The sequence below is a fragment of the Bacteroidota bacterium genome (assembly GCA_017303905.1).
Lineage (GTDB): Bacteria > Bacteroidota > Bacteroidia > B-17B0 > Aurantibacillaceae > JAHEYG01.
In genome coordinates, this window is sequence record JAFLBH010000001.1 from 280,089 (window position 1) to 301,556 (window position 21,468).

Sequence of the window (21,468 nt, forward strand, 5' to 3'; positions counted from 1 at the left end):
ATTAAACGTAAACGGATCATCATTTATTTTTTCTTTGATACGTTTCTGTCAAGGTATTTAGAGACCGCGCTATTCCAATTATTTAACGCGTTGCTTCTTTTGCTATTTAATTCGTTATTGATGTTATTAAACGCGTTGCTTGCTTTGTTGTAATCGTTTACAGCGGCATTAAACTCATCTATTTCCTGCTTAGAAGCATTCTGACCTTTTTTATCTATGGCCGTTTTCAGCTTGTCAAACTTTTCTTTCTTTAAGAAAAAATCAACCAATGCAGGTATTTTTTCATCAGCTTCATAGATGTAAAAATTCATCATCTCGGTACAGGCCGATTTTAATGTTGTGTTGTTATTATATGCTTCCACCTGCTTTATTTTTTCCTTGGCTTCCTTTGCTAATTTTGAAAGCGCTTCTTGATTTTGTTTCACCGCATTAATATCCCCTTTATTTTGAGCGTCTATTAAGTAGGCTTCTTGCTTAAAAGGTTTAAAGAAGAGTAAGTATACTTTATTGTAATACTTAAACACTTCGCTGGCCTTTTCCAGTTTTTGCTCTGTTTTGGAATCTACATCATGCAATATGATGTTATTCTTTGCCGCAAATGCTTTTTGCGAATTAGAGGCTACTTCAAAAGCAGCTTCAAGTTTTTCGTTTGCTTTTTCCTGTGCCATCATATAAGCTTCCATGGCATCATAAGATTGTTCGGCTATTTCCTCCATATCTACAATCTTTGAATAGTCGTTATTTAATACCGCGTAACTTAATTCAAGATAGCGTGCAGTTGAATCGCGATAGGCTCCGTCGCCATTAAATGGAGCCATATTCTTAATTTTGTTAAGCGCCTGGCGATTGGCATTCAACATATCTCTTCTTCTGTTCTCAATTTGTTTTCCTTTTTTGTTATGCGCAATAGCTCTGGTATAATCCCATGTTTCTTCAGATATTTTATTGAACTCCTTTCCTATCTGATCCATATACTGAACTGCGGTTTGTGCTTTAGTGCCAACTAAAAATAACATTGCCGCACTAAACAAGGTGTTTCTTACTAGGGTTTTCATTTTATTTAGGTTGTTGATTTATTAAATCGTTTATTATTAAATATGATTCGTTTATAAACATGTCTTGACTAATTGCCTCGATAACGCGTGTATTAAAATCTTTGACTGTTTGGTTTACTTCATATAACTTTTTATCAAAAGAATTATTAAAGCATGATATAACATTGTTCTTTCCCTTTAAAGCTTGTTCAAGCCCCGTAAATAACCGGTCGCTGTGAATTTTATTCTTTAAATAGCCCGTTCTGCTTAACGCTATTCTATGCATTTTACCAATGTAGGTGTTCACGCTGTCTGAATAAAGTGTGAACTTTTTAAAGTCGGGCGAAGAATTAACTCGCGTTTGTGATGCTTGCGTAATTTGCGCGATGCCTAAAGCCGGATGCGGTGTATAAACTACCTTCTTAACAATGGAATCGGGCGTTAAATAAAACTCTTCTTTACATTCCTTTATAAGGGAATATCCCGGTGTAGCAGGCAACTGAACATGTGGCACTACACCTTTTCCTTGATGTGTGCTCCCATTTAAGCGATAAAATTTTCCATTCGTAATTTTAATGTAATCTGTTTTTAACCGGTTGAAATTTCTGTTTATCAAAAGCATAGTGTCTAAGGGGATAACTTGTTGCGCTGTACCTTTTCCATAGGATGTTTGTCCAACTACTATTCCCAAATTATAATCTTGTACTATATTACTGAATAATTCCGAGGCGGATGCGCTTGCTTCGTTTATTAATACGACGAGTGGCTTTTTAAAAATGGAACCTCTGTTAATATCCTTTATTAGTGCGGGCTTTTTATTTTTTTCCTTGTAAATAAATAATGGCCCTTCATCAATAAATATTCCTGCCAGATTAATTGCCTCTAGCATTGACCCGCCACCATTATTGCGTAAATCTAAAATTAGGCCTTGAACAGAATCCCCCTCAAGCTTTAACAATTCTTTAGCCACATCGTTTGCACAACCCGGTAAAGTTTGGTTTTGCATATCGGTATAAAAACTCGGTAAAGCCATATAAGCTACCACTGCACCATTTCCTCTTAATATGTACCCTTTTACGGAATTCTCGTCGGAGGCTGCTTTATGCTTTACCAATTTTACTGTTTTCTGCAAGCCATTTTTTTTTCGTAACGTAAGCGTCATAGTCTTTTCATCGGAAGACTCCATCTTTTTTTGTAATTCATCTGCGCTAAAATCTTCGTTAGTATAGATCACATTCCCTAATTGCATTGAAATAAACAAATCGCCCTCATGAACTTCATTGCTCATCCAGGCGGCGCCACCCGGTTCGATGTAACCTATTTCCGCTACCGCTTTATCATTTTCATTAAAATAAAACCCAAACGATTCTACTTCAACTGCAAGATGTTTGCTGAACTCCTGCTTCTGTTCATCTGTAAAAAAATTAGAATGCGGATCATAGCGATGGGCTAAAGCATTGAGTAAACAGGATTCTGTATATTGATATGAGTTATTTAATAATTCCTGAACATTTCTCTTTATGTTTTTAATTATCGGTTTTGAGAATTCACGTGCTTTTGCATAAAATTGCTCTTCATTTAACTTATCATAATCAACTGTGTTTAATACTCTGTCTAAACTTACACTTTTAATATAACGTTCTATCCTGGCCATATGTTTTTTTATGTCGGGAGAATAAAACGGCTTAGATGTATAAGGCAAAAAACTTATGCTGTCTTTATCACTAAACAAAAGTCCTTTTAAATTGATAATAGTAAGTATTGAATCGTATGAATTTAATGCCCGTTTAAAAATAGCATGAGCGTTGGTTATATACTCGTCGTTTTTCGACTCTATTTGTTCAAACAAACCCGAGCCATTGCGCTTAATTGCGTTTCTGTCGTACTCAGTAAGTATAAAGCCCGAGCGATCTAATTCATCCACAAATAAATTTACTACTTCTGTAGCGGCTTCACTATTTAACTCAAAAGGTTTGGGATGATATACTTTAAAGGTTCCATTGAGCATTTGTGCCTTCACATAAAACGGGGTCGTTTGAGATCTTAAAACCCCCAAACCAAAGCAAATAATTATAAAAATATTTCTCAGAAAAAAGTAAACTCGATTTGATTCAAATATATAAAATTTGATATAATTAAATGTTTCTTATCTTGATTTTTTCATAGAAATATTTGTATTTATTATTTTACTATATTTATTTCATGCAAGCTAAACTGACTCTATTAAGTATCATACTACTTGTTTATGGTTGTTCTTCCGATAAAATAGAAAACGGCACAAAAACGGTTTACTTTAATGGCACCGAAATAGTAAGCAAATGTTCAACGACTATTGTGATATGACTAAGCATATCATCATAGCTTCATTCGGTTTAGAATTATAAAATAGAGATAGTTTAGCGGAATCGGGGAAAAAACCGTCCGACTCTTTTCTGATAATCTTTATACGCCGGGTATTTAGTAGCTGAAATACCTTCCGAAAAATCAGAACTGCCTTGAAATAAAATTAATAATAATAAACAGCCGGCCATACTCCAATTAATGATTTGGCCGGAAGCTAAAACACCAAACAAATAAAACACTATCCAAATACTTTGCTCGGCGGCATAATTCGGATGTCTTATTTTAGCCCATAATCCTGTGTGCACAAAACCAAGTGCATATTCGCCTTCTAGTTTCTTTCCTTCTTTAAGTACCGCGTGTTTTTTATTCTGATAATTCCATTGTTGTTGATCGGCTACGGTTTCCATCACCACAAATAATAAAAACAATATCGCTAACACTATCTCTCCAATTGAAATCGCTGTGCCGGGCGATTTAAATAAAATAAGCATCGGTAAAGTAAATGCTAAAATGAGCGCGTTCTGATACAAGGAAATAAAAAACAAATTGAATAAGGTCCATTTTACTTTTCCTTTTAAGGCAGGATTTTCACGCAACACTGCCCAACGATAATCTTCTTCTCCACTCCAAAATTTCCAACTGTAAGCGCCGCGTCTGCTAAAATTATACGTCAAGCGCGCGCCCCAAATAGTCGCAAGAATCGCCATTAAATTTAAGCGGGCATCAAAATTACCTTTGTAGGCCATGTACCAAACATAAATGATGGGAAGTACACTCCACAATTTATCGACCTGACTGCAGTTGCCGGTGGCTGTGCTTACCGTAAAACAAAGTAATGCCGCAGCTAATGCCATAAAAGCTAATTGGGTGAGTGTTTGCTTTTGCAAATCGTTTAGCGGTTCGTCAAAATAAAAACTGACTACAGGAATAACAATAACTGTAAATAAAAGTATAATGATTGTTTTAACCAGACTTTGCATATCATTTATTTATGGTGAATAAAGTTAATATTTTACTTGCGTGTTGAAAAGACATTTTTTTGTTGATAATTGCAGCTCACAAAATTATTTGAGCACATTGCGATAACATTGGCTTAATAAACGCGCTCTACTTTTGAATTAATACTTATAACCACTAACCGACGGCTAAGCTGAAGCACTGCCGGGATACGGGAAAATTTAAGCCGGAGATGTTGCGCTCCGGCTTTTTTAATTAAGCTACTTTTTGAAATTGTTGCGGCTTGGCGTAAGGCAAACGCTCCAGTGGCTTGCTTACAAAATAACTGTCGAGTCCGGCTGTTGTAACACTGCCCGCTTTATTTAAATCAATATATCCGTCTTCAGCTATACAATCTTGCGGCAAAACAACTTCCTTGATTTTTGCAATGATGATAATGGTGTTGTTGACACTTACATCAATGCGCTGGGAAAATGTAGCGTAAATTTTAACGCGACTTTCTTTTACATAGGGAACATAGTTTCCATTTAGAAATTCCTCTGTTAATCCTACCGCATCGAATTCCGATATTTCTTTTTCGTAACGCGCCGATGTTTGATGCGCTTTGGTATAAAAACTTTCTGCTACATGATTTACGGTAAATTCTTTGCAGTCCATGATATTAATCAAGGTGTGACGATCCACCGAATCGGGACGAACGACAAATCCAAAATAAGGCGGGTTTGCTCCCACATGAAAAAATGAATTAAATATGGCCAGGTTGGTATAACCGTCGCCACCCATGCTACCAATGAGCGCCGTACTTTTAAAACCGCCCAGTGAGTTAATAAATGTGGTGCGATAGCGTTGCTCGTAATTTAAGATGTCTTGAAGTGAAATATGTTTTTCCATTAGCGTTTAGTGATTTTATTGTTAGAAATACTGCGTTGTAATTTACTTTTAAACCGAGAGATGCCTGTTTGCCTTGTTCGCAAATGTTTGGTAGAACAGGCTTCCACTCGTTTGCGCCACAAGACATAACTACTGAACTTTAATTTTTTCTTCATGAGGCCGCGCACATCACTCTCATTTAAATCAAACTGAATTTTAATGGCTTCAAACGGCGTGCGGTCTTCCCAAGCCATTTCAATAATGCGATTAATATCCGCCTCTGATAAAACCGCTTGTGGTTTTATTTTTTCATAGGCCCATGGTGATGGCAGATCGCTGTAATAACAATGTGTATCCATACACCATAAAAACAAACAAATCGAAAGTTTGTTCAATAAAAAAGGCCCTCGTGATGAGAGCCTTTTTAAGAGGAAAAACTAAATTCTAGTTTTTCTGAAGTTTTTTCACTTCAAAGCTTCCGTTCTCATGGGTAATTTTAACCGTGTAAACGCCTTGTGCTAAGTCCTTCACAGAAATTTGTTTTGAATTTTCTTTGTACTGAGCGCAAACTTTACCTGTTACATCCATAATTTCAACGGATGTAATGAATTCGCTCCATGGTCCGCTAATGGTAAATGATTCCACCGCGGGATTTGGAAACACATGCAATGATGTGGCTTCTGTCATCTCCTGACTCTTGATACCGGTTGCGTTTAAACGTTCGAAGTAATTTAAATTACCATCGTAATCGCCACACATCAAATCTTTATCGCCATCGTTATCAATATCCGCAAAACTCATCATGGCGTAACCATTTACAGCGGTTAAGCTAAACGGATTCATTACAGGAGCAGCGAATGCAGGCGCCGAAGCGGTTCCGGTGTTAGCGAAATAATAAAAATCGCCATTCGCATCTGTAGCCATAACATCTAAATCACCATCACCATCCATATCAATAAAGGTTGGTGCAGCTACTGAATTGGTAGCAGTTCCTAAAGCTGTTAATCCAAACGGATTGCTTTGCGCGGTACCAAATGCAGGGGCAGTTACTGAACCTGTATTCTGAAAATATTTAATATTTCCACCAACTTCTCCAACTAATAAATCCTTATCCCCGTCATTATCTAAATCACCAAATGAAGGCATTCCGAAAAGATTGACTGCTGCTAATCCGAATGGGTTTTGTGTTGGTGCCGCAAATGCAGGAGCGGATGCCGTTCCTGTATTCATGAAATACTGAAAATTACCATAAATTTCAGAAGAGATCATGTCTTTATCGCCATCATTATCCAAATCAACGAATGACGGAGTTGCAAAATAATACGTTGCCGTTAATCCGAAAGGATTGCTTTGTGCCGCGCCAAAGGCAGGTGCAGATGCAGTTCCGGTATTTTGGAAATAATTCCAATCACCATAATATCCACCTACCATTAAGTCTAAGTCGCCATCGTTATCCAAATCCACAAAAGCCGGACTTGAATTGTAGTTAACAGCGGTTAAGCCAAATGTGTTTTGTTGTACGGCTGCAAAGTTTTGTGCCTTTGCAGTGTTGGTAAACGTAATTCCCGCAAATAATGCAGCAGCTCCTAATACTTTTTTTAGTTGCCATACTGCAAATACGTTGCGCAGTTCGTTCACCAATCGTTTCACGCGGGAAATTAAATTTTCTAATTCCGCAGAAACAGAAACGCTTGATTGCATTTGTTTAATCCGCTTGCTCAGCGATTTTAACTGACGCAACTTACGTTTGTGAGTTGTGTAACTGTGTTTCATACTTGTTTTGTTTTATATTATTAATTATTCGTTCTGATTATTTATCGCTGCCCAATAGGTGGCGCCCGGTATACTCAAAGCTCCTTTGTAATCATTGGTGAGCGTATTCAAAATGTTTGGTCGTATTTTTCCGGGAATCACATGTATATCGTAAATCTCATCTACTGAATTCGTATAAGTCAGCGATCCTGCAATACTTCCACTCGGTAAATGCACGGCGGTAATGGTACATTTATTGGCTTTTTCGGCGAAGGCTAACTTCGCAAAGGTGGAAGAGTTTTTACGCAACTTAGAAGTACCAATAAATAAATACTCCTTGTGTAAACTCATGCCTCTTACAAATCCTTCGATTCGCGTTACTACATCGTACTTACCTGTGCTAATGTTTATTTTTGCTAACTCACCGGTTGCTGATAACAACACATACAATTCGTTATTGTAAATTTTTGGTGAGTGCGGCATGGGTAAATTAGCGGCGACTACTTCATGGCTATCGACATCAAAAATAACGCCACCGGTTGTTACTGTATCACGCCAGCTCTGATGGGTGTTTCCTAAACCAAATGCCGATGCGTATTTTGGTTTTCCGTCTTTTAATGCCATCCCGTTTAAATGACAACGGTCTTCAGACACCAGCTCTGTGATATGTTTTGGTTTCCAAACCGGTACAAAATTATAATCGTCATTTAATTTAACTAAACAAGAAAATAAAGTATTCACGCCATACAAAGTATCATTCTCGCCAAATTGTAAATCATGAATATCCAATGCGCCGGTGTGATACGTTAAACGCGGCAAAAACATGGTATCATATGTATTCGGTGATTTCGGATAATGCCTTGCTAATTCTTCGTTGGCTTTAAAAACAATAACCTGATCGCGACAGGCTAATGCCAGTTTATCTTGCGCGTTATTCAATGAAAAACCCATGGGCTTATCAAACGTACGCGGTAATTGCACCAGATAATTTTCATCCTTAGGAGAAATAAAAATTAATTTTCCGGCCTGATAAGTAGAAATAGCTAAACTACAATTCAGTTTCAACAATAATTCCGGCAACTGTGCTGTATAGGTACAGGAAAATGGTGTTAAATTATTGGCCGGTGTGGTGTTTGTCATAAAGCTCAAATTTAACAGTATTCCTCATTCGCAAAAGTGTAATGAGGTTAAATTCTTAAAAACAGTGTTAAAATATCATCTAAAATTTTAAATATTTTGGAATCATAAAACACAACCAGGTAATGAAGGGGGCTGCCACTACATCCATGGTATAATGTGCATGTTGCAAAAGAATTAAAATGGCTACGGTGATAACAACTCCCAAAAAGATTTTTTTTAATTTCGGATAAGGATTTGCCAAATACAATAAATACACCGTAGCTACATGTCCGGAGAAAAACAAATCTTTCGTAATGCGTGTGTGTCCGTAAAAAAATGTTTCTACAAAGGGATCTTGTAAAGGGATAATTCCTTCCGGCGCTTCCAAGGGAAAAAAGTAAATACTCGGTAAACGAAATAATAAAATAAGAAAATAGGCTTGCACCGCTTGGATAAATTGAATGGGACGGGGCAATAAATTAACGATACTGAGCAAGGCCGAGAGATAAATAATTATAAATGTAATGACTGATACATTATAAGAAGGCAGGAGTTGCAGAATGGCATCCGCTAGTTGTGTACCGCTCCTGGTTTCGATATACGTAAAAAAATAACTGAGACTGCTTAGCAAAATAACCAGTAATAGTGCTGTTAGGCTGACATTCAACTTAAATCGTCGTGAGGATAATGCTCCGCTCCAGTTGAGCTTAAATTCCTTACTATTGAAGTAAATCCATTTCACATTGCAAATTAGTTTACTTATTACACAAATCAAAACACTTATATGAATTGATTTAGTAACTTAGAGCTGTACATGAAAGTAGATAAATTTATTAGCCAAAGCGGCTTTACATCCAGGCGGAAGGCTTGTGATTTAATTGAAGAAAACAGGATTACCGTTAATGGAAAAGTTGCAAATTTCAGCACAAAAATAAAAGAAGGCGATGTTGTTAAGGTAGATGGAAAAATAATTGAGGCGAAAGAATTTAAACCAGTTTACATCGCTTACCATAAGCCCAAAGGCATTGTTTGCACGACAGAGAAAATTAAAGGCAATATCATTGATGCCATAAATTATCCGGAAAAAATATATCCGGTGGGCAGATTGGATAAAGACTCGGAAGGACTAATACTGCTCACCAATCACGGGGAAATCATCAATAAAATATCGCATGCGGAAGAAGGTCACGAAAAAGAATACATCGTTACTTTAAATCTACCGGTAAGAAAAAAATTCCTGGAAGAAATTTCCGAAGGCATTGAAATATTGGGAGAGATAACCAAGCCTTGTAAAACAGAACTAATTCCGGGTACTAAACGCTTATTCAAAATAATTCTAACGCAAGGATTAAACCGACAAATCCGCCGTATGTGTAATGAATACGATTATCAAGTTATCCGTTTACAACGCGTACGTGTCATGAATATTCATCTTGGAAAATTAAAACCCGGAGAATGGAGAGAGTTAAGCGAAGAAGAATTAAAAACTCTAATGAAAGAGTTGGAATAAATTGAATCCGTTTTATTGAATTCTTTAATGAAATTTTTTTTATGTTACTTTTTGGTTCGCCAATTGCCAGCGTTAAGATAAATTATTCCTTTACTTTTTTCCTTGATGAAAAAAGTAAACAATCCCGATAGCTATCGAGACGGGATAAGCTCTTAGCTAAAGAGAAAATTTTGTGGTGTAATTAGCTGCATTAGAAACGGACAGCTTCTCGCCCTGCTAAGGGGGGAGTGCACTTCCGTGTAAGCGGAAGAGCGAGGGGGTTTAACAACAAGCAATTTTTTTACTTATAACATAAACCCCTCTGTCCTGCGGACATCTCCCCTTTGCAGGGGAGAAATCAGTCGTGGTTCATTTTAACATTGCGTTCCCAATATTCTACCATGTTCCTTTGGAGAAACACTAGAAGACGATACGTCTGAAATCCGGCCTCACAAAATTTTATGCAGCCTTGATTTCTTTTGTTTCTTTTCTGCATCAAGGCAGAAAAGAAAACACAAAGACCTATTTCACAGCAATAACAGAAATCTCAACATTCACATCCAGAGGCAAACGACTTACCTGCACCGTTTCTCTTGCCGGAAAATTCCCGGTGAAATAAGAACCGTAAGCTTCATTCACTTTAGAGAAATTATTCATATCGGTTAAGAAAATTGTGGTTTTAACCACATTTGTAAAATCCATTCCTGCATCAATTAAAATCGCTTTTACATTTCCCATCACCTTATGTGTTTCTTTGCTGATATCATCCAGCGTTAATGCGCCCGTTACTGCATCCTTGGCAACTTGTCCGGATACAAATAAAAAATTCCCGCTTGCCGGTACCATGTTTGCATGACTGTATGGACCGATTGGCGCCGGAGCACCTGATGATGTAATTACTTTTTTCATGTACTTAAAATTTAGAGATTAAATTATTTTGTTGGATTAGTTCTGAGATCGCATTATATAAAACATCCAAATCATGTTGCGAGTTAAATGCATTAATGGAATAACGCAAATATACCTTATCACCGTGACGCATCACAGGGATTTCAATTTTATAGTGCTCAAATAAATGACGCTGTAATTTCTCCGGCTCTTTGGTGTTGATTGGAATACTGAACAGCTGTCCGAGAAATTCATCTGATATCGGACACAAAGGTTGTGAGCCTGCGAGTTCACAAAAACGTAAAGCATTATCACGCACTAATTTTTTACATCTAGCACTTACTTCCTTCCAATTGTATTGATTCATGAATTCAATCGCTTTAGGAATCGTTAGAAAAGCGGAATAATCACGTGTCCCATTCATCTGATGCCAGTCGAGAAATTTGGAATCAGAAGGGAAGAACGCTTCGTAACCCCAACTTACTACAAGAGGATCAAATCTTTCCTGTAATTCCTTCTTCACATATAAAAAAGAAGAGCCTTTTGGTGTCATCATCCATTTGTGACAAGCGCCTGTATAGATATCAGCATTTAGAGCGGTTAAATCTAAATCCACATGCGCCGGTGCATGCGCTCCGTCAACAAAAACCAACACACCTCTACGTTTCGCTTCTGCTACAATTTCTTTTACAGGAAATATTAATGCCGTTGAACTGGTGATATGGGAAATAAAAACCAATTTAGTTTTGGATGTAAATCCTTTGAAAAACTCTTCTACAAACTTTTCCTTTGTAGTTAATGGCAGAGAAATAGATTGTTGTACATACTTTGCTCCGGTCTTTTTGCAATAGTAATTCCAGGCTTTATCACAAGCGCCATATTCTAAATTGGTAGTGAGTATTTCATCGCCTTGCTGCAAATTCAAACTCTTCGCAATGGTGTTCACCGCATAGGAGGGATTGGTTACATATACTAAATCTTTTGCGCCACAATTTAAAAAAGTGGCCAGTGTTTCGCGGGATTTCTCCAGATAGCGCAAGCCGTTCACCGTTATAAACTGAACCGGTTCTTGCTCCAGTTCGTATTGCCATTTTTGATAATCTTCAAAGATTGGTTTTGGACAAGCACCGAATGAACCAAAGTTCAGAAAGGTGATATCCTTTCGTAATAAAAATAAATCTCTGATATCGAAGCTCATATTATTTTGTGTTTATCATATCCTTTAAGGCCTTCACGAATTTATCTAATTCCTTCGTGGTGGTATAAAGGTTTGGTGTAATTCTGCAACCTTGTACGCCTTTACCATCAATTGCTACGGTGTAAATTCCATACTGCTTTAATAAGCGTTCTGCCATCGCTGCGGGCTTCATGCCTTTAATCCCAACATTGGCAATGGCACAACTTCGTGCCGGATCTTCCGGGGTGTTTAAAATAACTCCCGGTAAATTTCTTACTTGCTTGGTCCAGTAATTTTGCAAATAACGTAAACGTTCTTCTTTTCGTTTGGCTCCGATTTTTGCATAATAATCTGCCGCATTCGCGATAGCTAAGTCGGTATGAACAGGAATGGTGCCTGTATGATTAAGACGGGAAATATCATTCGGTTCTTTTGGACTTTCAGCCAATAAAGGCCAAACTTTAGAAATATTTTCTTTCCTAACGTAAAGCAACCCTGCTCCTAATGGATTACTTAACCATTTGTGCAAACTGGCTCCGTAATAATCGCAGTTTAAATCCGTAATCTTAAAATCAAGATGAGCAAAGGCATGCGCGCCGTCTACCATTACCTGAACACCTTTTTTATGAGCCATGTCACAAATCTTTTTAACCGGAAGAATTTGTCCGGTAATGTTAATCATGTGACACACCATTAAAAGTTTTGTTTTTGGCGTAATCGCATTTTCATACAATGAAACTATCTCTTCATCAGATTGAGGATGATTAGGAACCGAAATGATTTTATTAACCATACCGTATCGTTTTGAAACTTGTTCAAACATATCCAGCATGGCGCCGTAATCTTGTTGCGCCATCACAGCTTCATCGCCAGGTTTCCAATCAAGACCGCCAATAATCATATCCAGTGATTCGGTGGTGTTGCGTGTAATTATAATTTCTTCGGTTGTGCATCCGGCAATATCCGCCAGACGTTGCGTCATTGCTTTTTTATTATCGTACTGAACGGTGCGCATGTAATAAGCGCCTTGTAAATTTATTTCTCGAAGATGTTTGATGTAACTCTCTAAGATTTCCTCTGGCTGAATGCAATAATAACCATTCTCGAGATTAATATAATCCGGTTTTAATTTATAGCCGTTACGGATCTGCAACCAGAAATCTTCGTCAGATGCTAATTGCCCGGCAGGAATCGCCTCAAATTTTTCTATGATTGATTCGAGAATTGGAAATGAAAATAATGCGCCAAGTCCGCTTGCCGATGTTTTTAAAAAATCGCGTTTATTCATGTTTACACTTCTTAGCTTAAATGTATAAAATCAATTTCAAATTATGGAATCACTGAGTCAATTCGTACCACCTTAATAAAACGTTTTTTATAATAGGGTGAGGAAGAATACGATGTGATGATAATGCCGTTTGCTTTTTTGCCGGAAGAAGAATGTATGAATTTCATTTCCTCACCGGGATGCGAGAGTACTATGCCAACATGTCCGGGTTTACGCACTTTCACATTTGTTCCGGTAAAAACAATTATATCACCGGGGCGAGCCGAATCAGGATGAATGATTTTACCCTGTTTTTCATAGTCCATACTCGCGCGCGGCACTTTAATATTAAAATGTCCGAATACATAATATACAAATCCTGAGCAGTCGAATCCCTTTTGCGGCGTGCAATTAGCATAGCAGTATTTTGTTCCCAAATGCTTTTTGGCAAATGCGATTAAAGAATCGGCTTGCGCCTGTTGAGAAAAACCGGAGCATACATTAAAGAGAAAAAAGAAAATCAAAAACGATCTCATCATAGGAACATCTTAAAAAAGATGTTATTTATTTAGCAAGGTGTTTACCTCTGCCAATTTTTTAGTAGCGTAAGGATCTTCCGGTTTTATTTTCAGAACATCTTCGTAGGCTGTTTTTGCCTCTGCATAACGTTTCATTTTAAAATATCCTTCCGCCTTATTTAAAGCTTCTTTATATTTCACCGAACTTAGTCCGAGCGGTTGAGCTATTTTTCTTCGTGCATCACCATCTACATTTTCAGGTCCTTCACCGGCGGAGCCTCCACCCGATTCTTTTTCTTTAGCCGCTTGTTCTGCCGCTAATTTTTCTGCAGCCGCTTTCTCCTTTGCTTCCTTCTCTGCTTGTTCTTGTGCCAACTTATCGGCAGCGGCCTTTTCTTTCGCCAAACGATCCGCTTTCGCTTTATCTGCAGCCGCTTTTTCCTTTGCTAATTTATCAGCAGCGGCTTTATCTTTTGCAGCTTGCTCTTTCGCAATTTTATCAGCGGCCGCTTTTTCTTTTGCCAGTTTATCTGCTTCTGCTTTTTCTGCTGCAGCCTTTTCCTTTGCAATCTTATCGGCAGCAGCCTTATCCGCTGCTGCTTTTTCAGCCGCTAACTTATCTGCGGCTGCTTTGGCTTTTGCTTCCTCATCCGCTTTCGCTTTCAATTCGGCAGCGGCTTTATCAGCGGCGGCCTTTTCTTGTGCAGCTTTCTCAGCCGCTATTTTATCTGCCTCCGCTTTTGCTTTCGCGTCTTGTTCTGCTTTTAATTTAGCTTCAGCCTCTGCCTTTTCTTTTGCTAATTTTTCCGCGGCTGCATTTTCCTTTGCTATACGATCTGCTTCCGCTTTTGCTTTCGCCTCTTCTTCGGCTTTCGCTTTTGCGTCAGCATCTGCTTTCTCTTTTGCCAGTTTATCAGCGGCAGCCTTTTCTGCTGCGGCTTTCTCTGCTGCCACTTTATCGGCGGCGGCTTTTGCTTTTGCCTCTTCTTCGGCCTTAGCTTTCGCTTCTGCCTCTGCTTTTTCCTTTGCAGCTTTTTCAGCAGCTAACTTTGCTTGCTCTTCTTTTGCTTTCGCCTCTGCAGCCGCTTTTTCAGCCTCTGCTTTCTCTTTTGCTAAACGTTCTGCTTCTACTTTTGCTTTCGCTTCTTGCTCTGCTTTCGCTTTAGCTTCAGCAGCTGCTTTTTCTTTCGCTAATTTATCAGCAGCTGCTTTTTCCGCTGCGGCTTTCTCCTTTGCTATACGATCGGCCTCTTCTTTGGCCTTAGCTTCTGCTTCCGCCTTTGCTTTGGCTTCTGCAGCGGCTTTTTCCTGAGCGGCTTTTTCAGCGGCTGCTTTTTCGGCAGCCAATTTTTCTGCTTCGGCCTTCGCTTTCGCTTCTGCTGCTGCCTTTTCTTTTGCGATTCGTTCTTCCTCTGCTTTAGCCTTCGCTTCTGCATCTGCCTTCGCTTTGGCTTCCGCTGCGGCTTTCTCTTGTGCAGCTTTTTCGGCAGCTGCCTTTTCTTTCGCAATTCTTTCTGCTTCGGCTTTTGCTTTGGCTTCTTCCTCCGCTTTTGCTTTAGCTTCCGCAGCCGCTTTCTCCTTTGCAATTCTCTCCTCTTCCGCTTTTGCCTTCGCTTCTGCATCCGCCTTTTCTTTTGCGGCTTTCTCTGCCGCTAATCGTTCTGCTTCGGCCTTGGCTTTCGCTTCCGCTGCGGCTTTTTCAGCAGCGGCTTTTTCAGCAGCCAATTTCTCTGCTTCCGCTTTAGCTTTGGCATCTGCTTCGGCCTTGGCTTTTGCATCTGCTTTCGCTTTTGCTGCAGCTTCTTCTTCCGCTTTCTTTTTAGCGTCTTCTTTCGCTTTAAAACAATTGTTTACTTTAGTGAGCTGTTCCTTGGGATACGATTCATCCGGCAACAATTTATTCGCCGTTTCATAATTTATCTTTGCGTTTTCACAATCGTTTTTTACTAAGGCCGCGTCACCGGCTTTGTTGGCTGCTGCATATTTCTCTAATAAGATTCTTTCCGCTTCTCTGATTTTCATGAGTGCACCTAACATCTGACTAGTGTACACTTCATCATCCATAAATTTCTTCTTGGAAGGATTGTAAGAAATTTGCGTCATTGGCTGACTTAAAGCCGAGTAATCAATTGTAGGCAAAGGCTTCGACATGGTGACACCTTCGATCTTTACAACCGCCTTAAAATTACTTTTATTCATATCGGCAGGAACGCCGGTTGTATTCACGGAGAATTTTTTTGAATTACATCCATCCTTTGAAATTGTTACAACATAATTTCCGTTAGGTGGAATTTCCACCATAAAATTTCCATCACCTGCGGTTACGGCACTGGCTACTTTTGTAGCACCGGAAGAAACAGTAATTAAAGCGCCGGGACAAGGCTGACCGTCTTTTTCAACAACACTACTAAATTTTAAAGTCCAATCGGGGGTTTGAGAAAAAATCCAACCGGTTAAAAACACCAGCATTATTGCCGGCAACACTCTCTTCATCATAAACTCTGTATTCGAATTAATATTTAAAAATAAATAAAATATCTCAACACTTTATTGAAAAAGAATGAAGAAAAAGCGCTAATTACCAGGAGTTATAAAAGTTAATTAACGATTATGAGGCTCATTTACTTCGCAAGTAATTTATTTACTTCAGCGAGTTTATTGGTAGCGTATGGATCAGCAGGTTTTACTTTCAGAACATCTTCATATGCTGTTTTTGCCTCTGCATAACGTTTCATTTTAAAATATCCTTCTGCCTTATTTAAAGCTTCTTTGTATTTAGCTGATGCGCCACCCAAAACTTGTGGTACCTTATGCTTACTATCGCTCTTATCAGGATCGCCTAATTGTTCCTCTTCAGGTGGTGGCATTTCCTTTGGCTTCGGCTGTTCCGTTTTAGCAACAGGTTTTGGTTTTTCCGATGCCGCTTTCTCCTTGGCTATTTTGTCTTTTTCAGCCTTCTCTTTAGCAGCCTTCTCTTTTGCTGCTTTATCTGCCGCTGCCTTTTCAGATGCTGTTTTGTTTTTCGCGGTTGCATTTTCTTTCGCGACTTTATCTTTTTCAGCTTTGTCTGCAGCCGCTTTCTCTTTTGCTATTTTATCGGCCGCTGCTTTATCCTTGGCAGCTTGGTCTTTGGCTGCTTTATCGGCAGCTGCCTTTTCCTTGGCAATTTTATCGGCCTCTTCTTTTGCTTTAGCAGCCTCAGCAGCTTTCTGTGCCGCTTCTTCCTTAGCTTTTAAACAGTCGCCCACTTTTTTTAATTGTTCTACAGGATACTGCTCTCCGGGAATCATCGCGATCGCTTTTTCGTACAGCATTTTTGCCAATGGACAGTCCGGTTTTGCCAATGCAATATCTCCTTGCTTATTGGTGTTACAAAAATTATTAATAAGAATATTTTCAGCACTCGCTATTTTCATCACAATGCCCAAGCCTGCATCCGTGTATGGTTCATCATCGTCAAAGTTTTTTATTTTAGCTTCATAAACTACTTTCACTAATGTTTGTTGCAAGCCAGAATAATCAATCCCGGGAAATGGTTTTGCCATCACAAATCCGCCAATACTAAAACTAGGTTTCCAGGTCGGGTCGTTTTGCAGTTCTTGCGGCACACCGGTTGTTACGATAGAGAATTTTTTCGCATTACACCCGGGATAAGAAACGGTTAAAACATACTCGCCGTTTCCGGGAACCATTACACTAAAATCGCCATTGCCGTCGCTGGTACCCTGACTGATTATTTTAGCGCCTTGATACAAGGTGATGGAAGCTCCTAACAAAGATTTTTCTTCTTTATCAGCCTTAGTCGTCAGTTTCCAGGTGCGTAATTCAACATTACTGCTGATTTTCACCGACCAGTTTTGCGCCCAATAAAAATTGGCGAGGCAGGAAAAAAGACTAAAAAAGATAATAATTCTGTTCATAAATTAAGAGGTATCTAAGATAGTAATTAAGCTCTCATGACGGAAAATAATTTTATAAAGACTAATACGGTATTTATTAATATCCATACCTTTACCAAAAAACATGAACTGGATAGCACTTACATCTCTTGATCAACTTTCTGAGATTGATGAATTATCAAAAATTCAGCCGGTGATGGTTTTTAAACACAGCACGCGTTGCAGTATAAGTAATATGGCGCTCAGTCGTGTTGAAAGCAAATGGAAAGATGATTATAATCTTAAAGCGTTTTATTTGGATTTATTAAGTCACCGCGATGTTTCAGATGCTATTAGTAGTCGCTATAAAGTTACTCACCAATCGCCACAAGCCATGTTGATTGTTAACGGAATTTGTACCGCCCACCAAAGTCATTCCGGAATTAACATCAGCGAACTTCTTAACCATTGATACTTTAATTAGTAATCGTTAATTTGGCGTTATATTATTAGCCGTTTGCGAAAAACAGTACAGATATTATTGGGAGCATTTATTGCCTTTACATTAACATTAAATGCACAAAACGATTCATTAATAAAAAAATTAATGGATGGCGTACGAGATGCTTCTTACTACGATTCATTAAAAGTTTTTAAGGCGGGAGTGGAAGTATTAAAGGAAGGAAAGGACTTTAATCAACATGAACTTCTTTCAGAATTAAATATCTATTACGGCAATCACTTCTTCTATACTATCAATTATGCGCGTGCGAAATATTATTATGAATTGGCACTAAAAGAAGCGCAACTTGCAAAATCATCCCACCTGAGTGTATTGGCACGCTTACGCTTAACGTACATTGAAAGTGAAACAGAACCATTAGAACAGATTGAAAAAAAAATCAAAATACTGGAGAAAGAAGCCATAGCCGGTGGTGATGTCGAAAATCAGGCAGAAATACTTAATATGTTTGGTGTGTTAAATAATGATGCCGGTAAATCGGATGCGGCCGCACGTTATTATGTAGAAGGACTCGATCTCGCAAAAACCAAAAATCTACCTTACTATGAAGCTACATTTCACAATAATCTTGGATTGATTAAATACGTATTAAACGACATTGATAATGCCTTGCTTGATTTTTCAGAGGTGATTAAAATTTCTAGAAAAATAAACAACAAACGTCTTCAAAGTCATGCTAAGCTTAATATGTGCCTGATTTTACTGGCTAAAGAAAATTATAAAGAAGCGCATGAATTATTTGCCGAGGTAATTGAATATGCTTCTGCCAATCATCACCCCTTAGAATTAGCAAGCGCTTATGCGAATTTAGGCGCCGCTTATGTACAGAATAAAAATCCAAAACTAGGTTTACAGTATGCCGACAGTGCCATTCATGTATTGGAAAAATTTGATTTAAAAAATGAAATGACGGAAGCTTTACTTGGTAAAAGTCAGATAGAAATTGAACTTAGTAAGTTTAAAGATGCAGAGAATACGCTTAATAGAGCCCATCAGTTAATTTTAAAATCTAAAAACAAAGAGCAGGAATCGCAATATTACCTCGCCGTTTACGAACTTTATAATAGACAAAAAAACTACAAGAAAGCACTGGAATATTATTTGCTATTCACCTCCAGCGAAAAAGAACTTGAATCGAAATTAAATAGTAAAGCCTTAGAGGAATTACAACTCAAATACAATGTACAAGCGAAAGAAATTGAATTGGAAAAGGAAAAAACAAAATCCATTTTACTCGAAAAAAGTAATCAGGAAGAGCGCTTTATCCGTTGGATAACAATCGGTGCTTCTTTGCTCTTAATCTTTCTTGTTTCCATGTTTCTTTACAATCGTTACATCCGCAGCGTACGTGAACAACAAGCTGCTTTTAGCAGGGAGTTAATCAAAAATTCAGAGGCTGAACGCAGTCGTTTAGCAAAGGATTTACATGATGATATCGGTCAATCCTTATCGATTTTAAAATCAAAATTCACTAACAAAAATCAATTTGAAAACACCGATATTATCAGTAAAGAAATAGAGCGTGTAATTGACCAAACGCGAGAAATCTCACGAAACTTATACCCTTCGTACCTCGAAAAAATCGGTTTGGAACGCGCTATTGCGGGAATAACCGAAAGTGTTCAAAACAATTATCACATCGAGTGTAGTTACGATATTACGGGAGCTGATAGAATTCCAATGGCGACGGCAACACATATTTACCGCATATTGCAAGAATGCATTAATAACACGATTAAACACAGTGGTGCAACAGCATTAAAAATTTCAATCGAACACAGTAAAAATGAGTACGTCTTAAATTACATGGATAATGGTAATTGGAAAAAAGGAAATATTAAAGAATCCGGTATTGGACTTCTATCCATAAAAGAACGCGCTAAAATTATTGGTGGAAACTTAACTATTGATGAAAATGATACCAAAGGATTTAAATTAACTCTTAAATTTGACCTGTCATGAAATTACTAATTGCCGACGATCATCCTATTTTCAGAAAAGGCCTTAAAGATCTTTTAATTGATACCTATCCGGGCGTTGAAATCATTGAATGTTCAACCGGACTGGAAGCATGGAATAAAATTGAAGAACATAAGCCGCAAGTTTCCATTTTAGATATCAATATGCCTGAGATGAATGGCTTGGAGGTTACTAAAAAAATCAGATTAAACCGTATTAATACAAAGGTGATTATTCTCACCATGTATAAGGAAAAAGAAATGATCCGGAAAGCGATGATAGAAGGTGCAAGTGGTTTTGTATTAAAAGATTTCGCGGTAAACGAATTAATGGATTGTATTCAAAAAGTACGCGACAACAAGAAATACATTGGTCCCGCCTTGCAAAATGCTTACAACGAAATCACTTTTGAGGATAAGAAAAAACAAGAAATGCTTGAGAAGCTTAAAAATTTAAGTCAGGGCGAGTTAAAAACATTGAAGTTGGTTAACAACAACAAAACATCAAAAGAAATAGCAGAACTTTTGTTTTTATCTGAGAAAACCATCGAAAACTATCGCTCAAAAATTTGTCAGAAATTGGGTTTACCACCTCGAAACAATAGCCTTGTGCTTTGGATTAACGAAAACAAGGAACTGTTATCAGCCTTAAACGAGTTTTAACTCAATAGTTATACTACCTCACTCAATAAAGTATACGTCGCTGATAATCTAAAGAACTAAAATTTTAAATTGCCTAAACTTTCATCCCCATGAACAAGTTTATACGCAACCGATTTACTTCTATTCAGGATTTACAAACCTTTTTATTTTGGTTTTTTCTGTTAAGCTCAGTTTTGGCTTCCGCGATTTTTGCGCTTTAAAACAATTCTATTGTAGGCGTAAGTCCGGTATTAAAAACCAAAGTATTTGCGCTTTCGGCTAAATCTTCTTCTTCTTTATCAATAAAGAATTTCAAATTTACCTTCCCCGGATTGTTTTGATTAATTGTTTTAAGAAACAAATTCATGATTTGGATACTGCTGGTATTATAGTAGCCCATTGTAATGTCGATTCTAAACATTTCGCCGTCCGGTACTCTATATCCCAATAACCATGTATTTAATGAGGAATAGAACTGGCTTGGGTTTGCCATAAATGAGTTTCCCTTCATAATCATATAATGCTGTGAAGGGTCTAAACAAATGTAGGGTGAATTTTCTCTGGCCTCAATTAATATCATCTAACTTAATTTTAAATGTTACGAATAAATTTTTTCCTGTTTGCTTACTGTTTAATTTTAAATTTCCTTTACAGCGATTGTAGATTTCAATCAAACCCAAATTAACCGACTTATCATAGGAAACAGATTTCAGCTGCTCATTATAATGATCCTTTACATTTTTAATTCGCTTAACCACATCGAGATTAGACTCAATTCGCTTTAAATTCGCGTCACTTACGTAATTCCCGCAGGTGATAATTACTTGCCCTTCGTTATCCTCCAGAGAAATTATACCATAAGAACTGGATGAATAATGGGAAATTATATTCGTAATTAACTCGATCAAAATAAATTTAATATGACTCTTTGCGCGGTTAGGTAATAACCTCGTGTCAGATATTTTTTTAATAAAAAAAACTAACACGGTTTCGTCAACCTCTCCTTCGTAATATAAAATGTATCTGTTTGTTATGTCGCCTTTCTTTATCATT

Annotated in this window: 21 protein-coding genes; 5 read left to right on the forward strand and 16 right to left on the reverse strand. The window is 37.8% G+C overall.

Annotated features, from left to right (window positions below):
- Positions 1-23: 23 nt before the first annotated feature.
- Positions 24-1,055 carry a hypothetical protein gene (locus J0L69_01225; protein ID MBN8691780.1) on the reverse strand — a complete coding sequence of 344 codons (1,032 nt, stop codon included), beginning with the start codon at positions 1,053-1,055 and terminating at the stop codon, positions 24-26.
- Between the two features lies 1 nt (position 1,056).
- Positions 1,057-3,042 carry a hypothetical protein gene (locus tag J0L69_01230; protein MBN8691781.1) on the reverse strand — a complete coding sequence of 662 codons (1,986 nt, stop codon included), beginning with the start codon at positions 3,040-3,042 and terminating at the stop codon, positions 1,057-1,059.
- A 194-nt stretch (positions 3,043-3,236) separates the two neighbouring features.
- On the opposite strand from J0L69_01230, the gene J0L69_01235 reads away from it, so the two are divergent.
- On the forward strand, positions 3,237-3,377 hold the full coding sequence (locus J0L69_01235; protein MBN8691782.1) for a hypothetical protein: 141 nt from the start codon (positions 3,237-3,239) through the stop codon (positions 3,375-3,377).
- A gap of 53 nt (positions 3,378-3,430) precedes the next feature.
- Here the strand turns inward: J0L69_01235 and J0L69_01240 are convergent, their stop codons facing one another.
- The 6 genes from J0L69_01240 to J0L69_01265 all read right to left on the reverse strand — a co-directional run bounded on the left by J0L69_01240 (position 3,431) and on the right by J0L69_01265 (position 8,817).
- Positions 3,431-4,348 carry a DUF1295 domain-containing protein gene (locus tag J0L69_01240; GenBank protein MBN8691783.1) on the reverse strand — a complete coding sequence of 306 codons (918 nt, stop codon included), beginning with the start codon at positions 4,346-4,348 and terminating at the stop codon, positions 3,431-3,433.
- Between the two features lie 241 nt (positions 4,349-4,589).
- Positions 4,590-5,225 (reverse strand): flavin reductase, encoded by a 636-nt coding sequence (locus tag J0L69_01245; GenBank protein MBN8691784.1) that lies wholly within the window; start codon positions 5,223-5,225, stop codon positions 4,590-4,592.
- Positions 5,225-5,563: a TIGR03643 family protein gene (locus J0L69_01250; GenBank protein MBN8691785.1), complete on the reverse strand. Its 339-nt coding sequence runs from the start codon at positions 5,561-5,563 to the stop codon at positions 5,225-5,227. The genes J0L69_01245 and J0L69_01250 overlap by 1 nt, the downstream gene beginning before the upstream one ends.
- An 85-nt stretch (positions 5,564-5,648) precedes the next feature.
- The gene (locus tag J0L69_01255; GenBank protein ID MBN8691786.1) at positions 5,649-6,977 is read right to left on the reverse strand and encodes a T9SS type A sorting domain-containing protein; all 1,329 of its coding nucleotides are present in this window, start codon (positions 6,975-6,977) and stop codon (positions 5,649-5,651) included.
- 24 nt (positions 6,978-7,001) lie between these two features.
- Positions 7,002-8,096 (reverse strand): TIGR03032 family protein, encoded by a 1,095-nt coding sequence (locus tag J0L69_01260; protein ID MBN8691787.1) that lies wholly within the window; start codon positions 8,094-8,096, stop codon positions 7,002-7,004.
- Positions 8,097-8,175: 79 nt separating this feature from the next.
- A complete protein-coding gene (locus J0L69_01265) occupies positions 8,176-8,817 on the reverse strand; it encodes a hypothetical protein (GenBank protein MBN8691788.1) in 642 nt (213 codons plus the stop codon).
- A 72-nt stretch (positions 8,818-8,889) separates the two neighbouring features.
- Between J0L69_01265 and J0L69_01270 the strand changes: the two genes are divergently transcribed.
- Complete coding sequence (locus J0L69_01270) at positions 8,890-9,585, forward strand: pseudouridine synthase (GenBank protein ID MBN8691789.1); 696 nt, start codon at positions 8,890-8,892, stop codon at positions 9,583-9,585.
- A gap of 501 nt (positions 9,586-10,086) precedes the next feature.
- On the opposite strand, the gene J0L69_01275 is transcribed toward J0L69_01270, so the two are convergent.
- The 6 genes from J0L69_01275 to J0L69_01300 form a co-directional block, all read right to left on the reverse strand.
- Positions 10,087-10,473 carry a RidA family protein gene (locus J0L69_01275; protein ID MBN8691790.1) on the reverse strand — a complete coding sequence of 129 codons (387 nt, stop codon included), beginning with the start codon at positions 10,471-10,473 and terminating at the stop codon, positions 10,087-10,089.
- A gap of 4 nt (positions 10,474-10,477) precedes the next feature.
- Positions 10,478-11,650 (reverse strand): aminotransferase class V-fold PLP-dependent enzyme, encoded by a 1,173-nt coding sequence (locus J0L69_01280; protein ID MBN8691791.1) that lies wholly within the window; start codon positions 11,648-11,650, stop codon positions 10,478-10,480.
- A 1-nt stretch (position 11,651) separates the two neighbouring features.
- Positions 11,652-12,917 (reverse strand): aminotransferase class V-fold PLP-dependent enzyme, encoded by a 1,266-nt coding sequence (locus J0L69_01285; GenBank protein ID MBN8691792.1) that lies wholly within the window; start codon positions 12,915-12,917, stop codon positions 11,652-11,654.
- Between the two features lie 41 nt (positions 12,918-12,958).
- On the reverse strand, positions 12,959-13,435 hold the full coding sequence (locus J0L69_01290) for a C40 family peptidase (protein ID MBN8691793.1): 477 nt from the start codon (positions 13,433-13,435) through the stop codon (positions 12,959-12,961).
- 21 nt (positions 13,436-13,456) lie between these two features.
- The gene (locus J0L69_01295; protein ID MBN8691794.1) at positions 13,457-15,910 is read right to left on the reverse strand and encodes a carboxypeptidase regulatory-like domain-containing protein; all 2,454 of its coding nucleotides are present in this window, start codon (positions 15,908-15,910) and stop codon (positions 13,457-13,459) included.
- Positions 15,911-16,035: 125 nt separating this feature from the next.
- Positions 16,036-17,334: a carboxypeptidase regulatory-like domain-containing protein gene (locus J0L69_01300; protein MBN8691795.1), complete on the reverse strand. Its 1,299-nt coding sequence runs from the start codon at positions 17,332-17,334 to the stop codon at positions 16,036-16,038.
- Between the two features lie 103 nt (positions 17,335-17,437).
- On the opposite strand from J0L69_01300, the gene ytxJ reads away from it, so the two are divergent.
- Genes ytxJ through J0L69_01315 form a run of 3 tightly spaced genes read left to right on the forward strand, consistent with a single transcriptional unit; the run spans position 17,438 to position 20,436 of the window.
- Positions 17,438-17,764: a bacillithiol system redox-active protein YtxJ gene (gene ytxJ, locus J0L69_01305; GenBank protein MBN8691796.1), complete on the forward strand. Its 327-nt coding sequence runs from the start codon at positions 17,438-17,440 to the stop codon at positions 17,762-17,764.
- 45 nt (positions 17,765-17,809) lie between these two features.
- Positions 17,810-19,777 carry a hypothetical protein gene (locus tag J0L69_01310; protein MBN8691797.1) on the forward strand — a complete coding sequence of 656 codons (1,968 nt, stop codon included), beginning with the start codon at positions 17,810-17,812 and terminating at the stop codon, positions 19,775-19,777.
- The gene (locus J0L69_01315) at positions 19,774-20,436 is read left to right on the forward strand and encodes a response regulator transcription factor (protein MBN8691798.1); all 663 of its coding nucleotides are present in this window, start codon (positions 19,774-19,776) and stop codon (positions 20,434-20,436) included. The genes J0L69_01310 and J0L69_01315 overlap by 4 nt, the downstream gene beginning before the upstream one ends.
- Positions 20,437-20,632: 196 nt before the next feature.
- Here J0L69_01315 and J0L69_01320 read toward each other — a convergent pair whose 3' ends face one another.
- On the reverse strand, positions 20,633-20,995 hold the full coding sequence (locus tag J0L69_01320; GenBank protein ID MBN8691799.1) for a SiaC family regulatory phosphoprotein: 363 nt from the start codon (positions 20,993-20,995) through the stop codon (positions 20,633-20,635).
- Positions 20,982-21,467 (reverse strand): hypothetical protein, encoded by a 486-nt coding sequence (locus J0L69_01325; GenBank protein MBN8691800.1) that lies wholly within the window; start codon positions 21,465-21,467, stop codon positions 20,982-20,984. Before J0L69_01325 ends, J0L69_01320 begins: the two co-directional genes overlap by 14 nt.
- Position 21,468: the final 1 nt, after the last annotated feature.

What these genes read in the sequence shown, in the direction of transcription:
- J0L69_01255 (MBN8691786.1), bottom strand. Translation starts at nt 6,977, where the DNA reads ATGAAACACAGTTACACAACTCACAAACGTAAGTTGCGTCAGTTAAAA.
- J0L69_01320 (MBN8691799.1), bottom strand. Translation starts at nt 20,995, where the DNA reads ATGATATTAATTGAGGCCAGAGAAAATTCACCCTACATTTGTTTAGAC.
- J0L69_01250 (MBN8691785.1), bottom strand. Translation starts at nt 5,563, where the DNA reads ATGGATACACATTGTTATTACAGCGATCTGCCATCACCATGGGCCTAT.
- J0L69_01290 (MBN8691793.1), bottom strand. Translation starts at nt 13,435, where the DNA reads ATGATGAGATCGTTTTTGATTTTCTTTTTTCTCTTTAATGTATGCTCC.
- J0L69_01315 (MBN8691798.1), top strand. Translation starts at nt 19,774, where the DNA reads ATGAAATTACTAATTGCCGACGATCATCCTATTTTCAGAAAAGGCCTT.
- J0L69_01280 (MBN8691791.1), bottom strand. Translation starts at nt 11,650, where the DNA reads ATGAGCTTCGATATCAGAGATTTATTTTTATTACGAAAGGATATCACC.
- J0L69_01300 (MBN8691795.1), bottom strand. Translation starts at nt 17,334, where the DNA reads ATGAACAGAATTATTATCTTTTTTAGTCTTTTTTCCTGCCTCGCCAAT.
- ytxJ (MBN8691796.1), top strand. Translation starts at nt 17,438, where the DNA reads ATGAACTGGATAGCACTTACATCTCTTGATCAACTTTCTGAGATTGAT.
- J0L69_01260 (MBN8691787.1), bottom strand. Translation starts at nt 8,096, where the DNA reads ATGACAAACACCACACCGGCCAATAATTTAACACCATTTTCCTGTACC.
- J0L69_01275 (MBN8691790.1), bottom strand. Translation starts at nt 10,473, where the DNA reads ATGAAAAAAGTAATTACATCATCAGGTGCTCCGGCGCCAATCGGTCCA.
- J0L69_01325 (MBN8691800.1), bottom strand. Translation starts at nt 21,467, where the DNA reads ATGATAAAGAAAGGCGACATAACAAACAGATACATTTTATATTACGAA.
- J0L69_01245 (MBN8691784.1), bottom strand. Translation starts at nt 5,225, where the DNA reads ATGGAAAAACATATTTCACTTCAAGACATCTTAAATTACGAGCAACGC.
- J0L69_01270 (MBN8691789.1), top strand. Translation starts at nt 8,890, where the DNA reads ATGAAAGTAGATAAATTTATTAGCCAAAGCGGCTTTACATCCAGGCGG.
- J0L69_01235 (MBN8691782.1), top strand. Translation starts at nt 3,237, where the DNA reads ATGCAAGCTAAACTGACTCTATTAAGTATCATACTACTTGTTTATGGT.
- J0L69_01295 (MBN8691794.1), bottom strand. Translation starts at nt 15,910, where the DNA reads ATGATGAAGAGAGTGTTGCCGGCAATAATGCTGGTGTTTTTAACCGGT.
- J0L69_01225 (MBN8691780.1), bottom strand. Translation starts at nt 1,055, where the DNA reads ATGAAAACCCTAGTAAGAAACACCTTGTTTAGTGCGGCAATGTTATTT.
- J0L69_01285 (MBN8691792.1), bottom strand. Translation starts at nt 12,917, where the DNA reads ATGAATAAACGCGATTTTTTAAAAACATCGGCAAGCGGACTTGGCGCA.
- J0L69_01230 (MBN8691781.1), bottom strand. Translation starts at nt 3,042, where the DNA reads ATGCTCAATGGAACCTTTAAAGTATATCATCCCAAACCTTTTGAGTTA.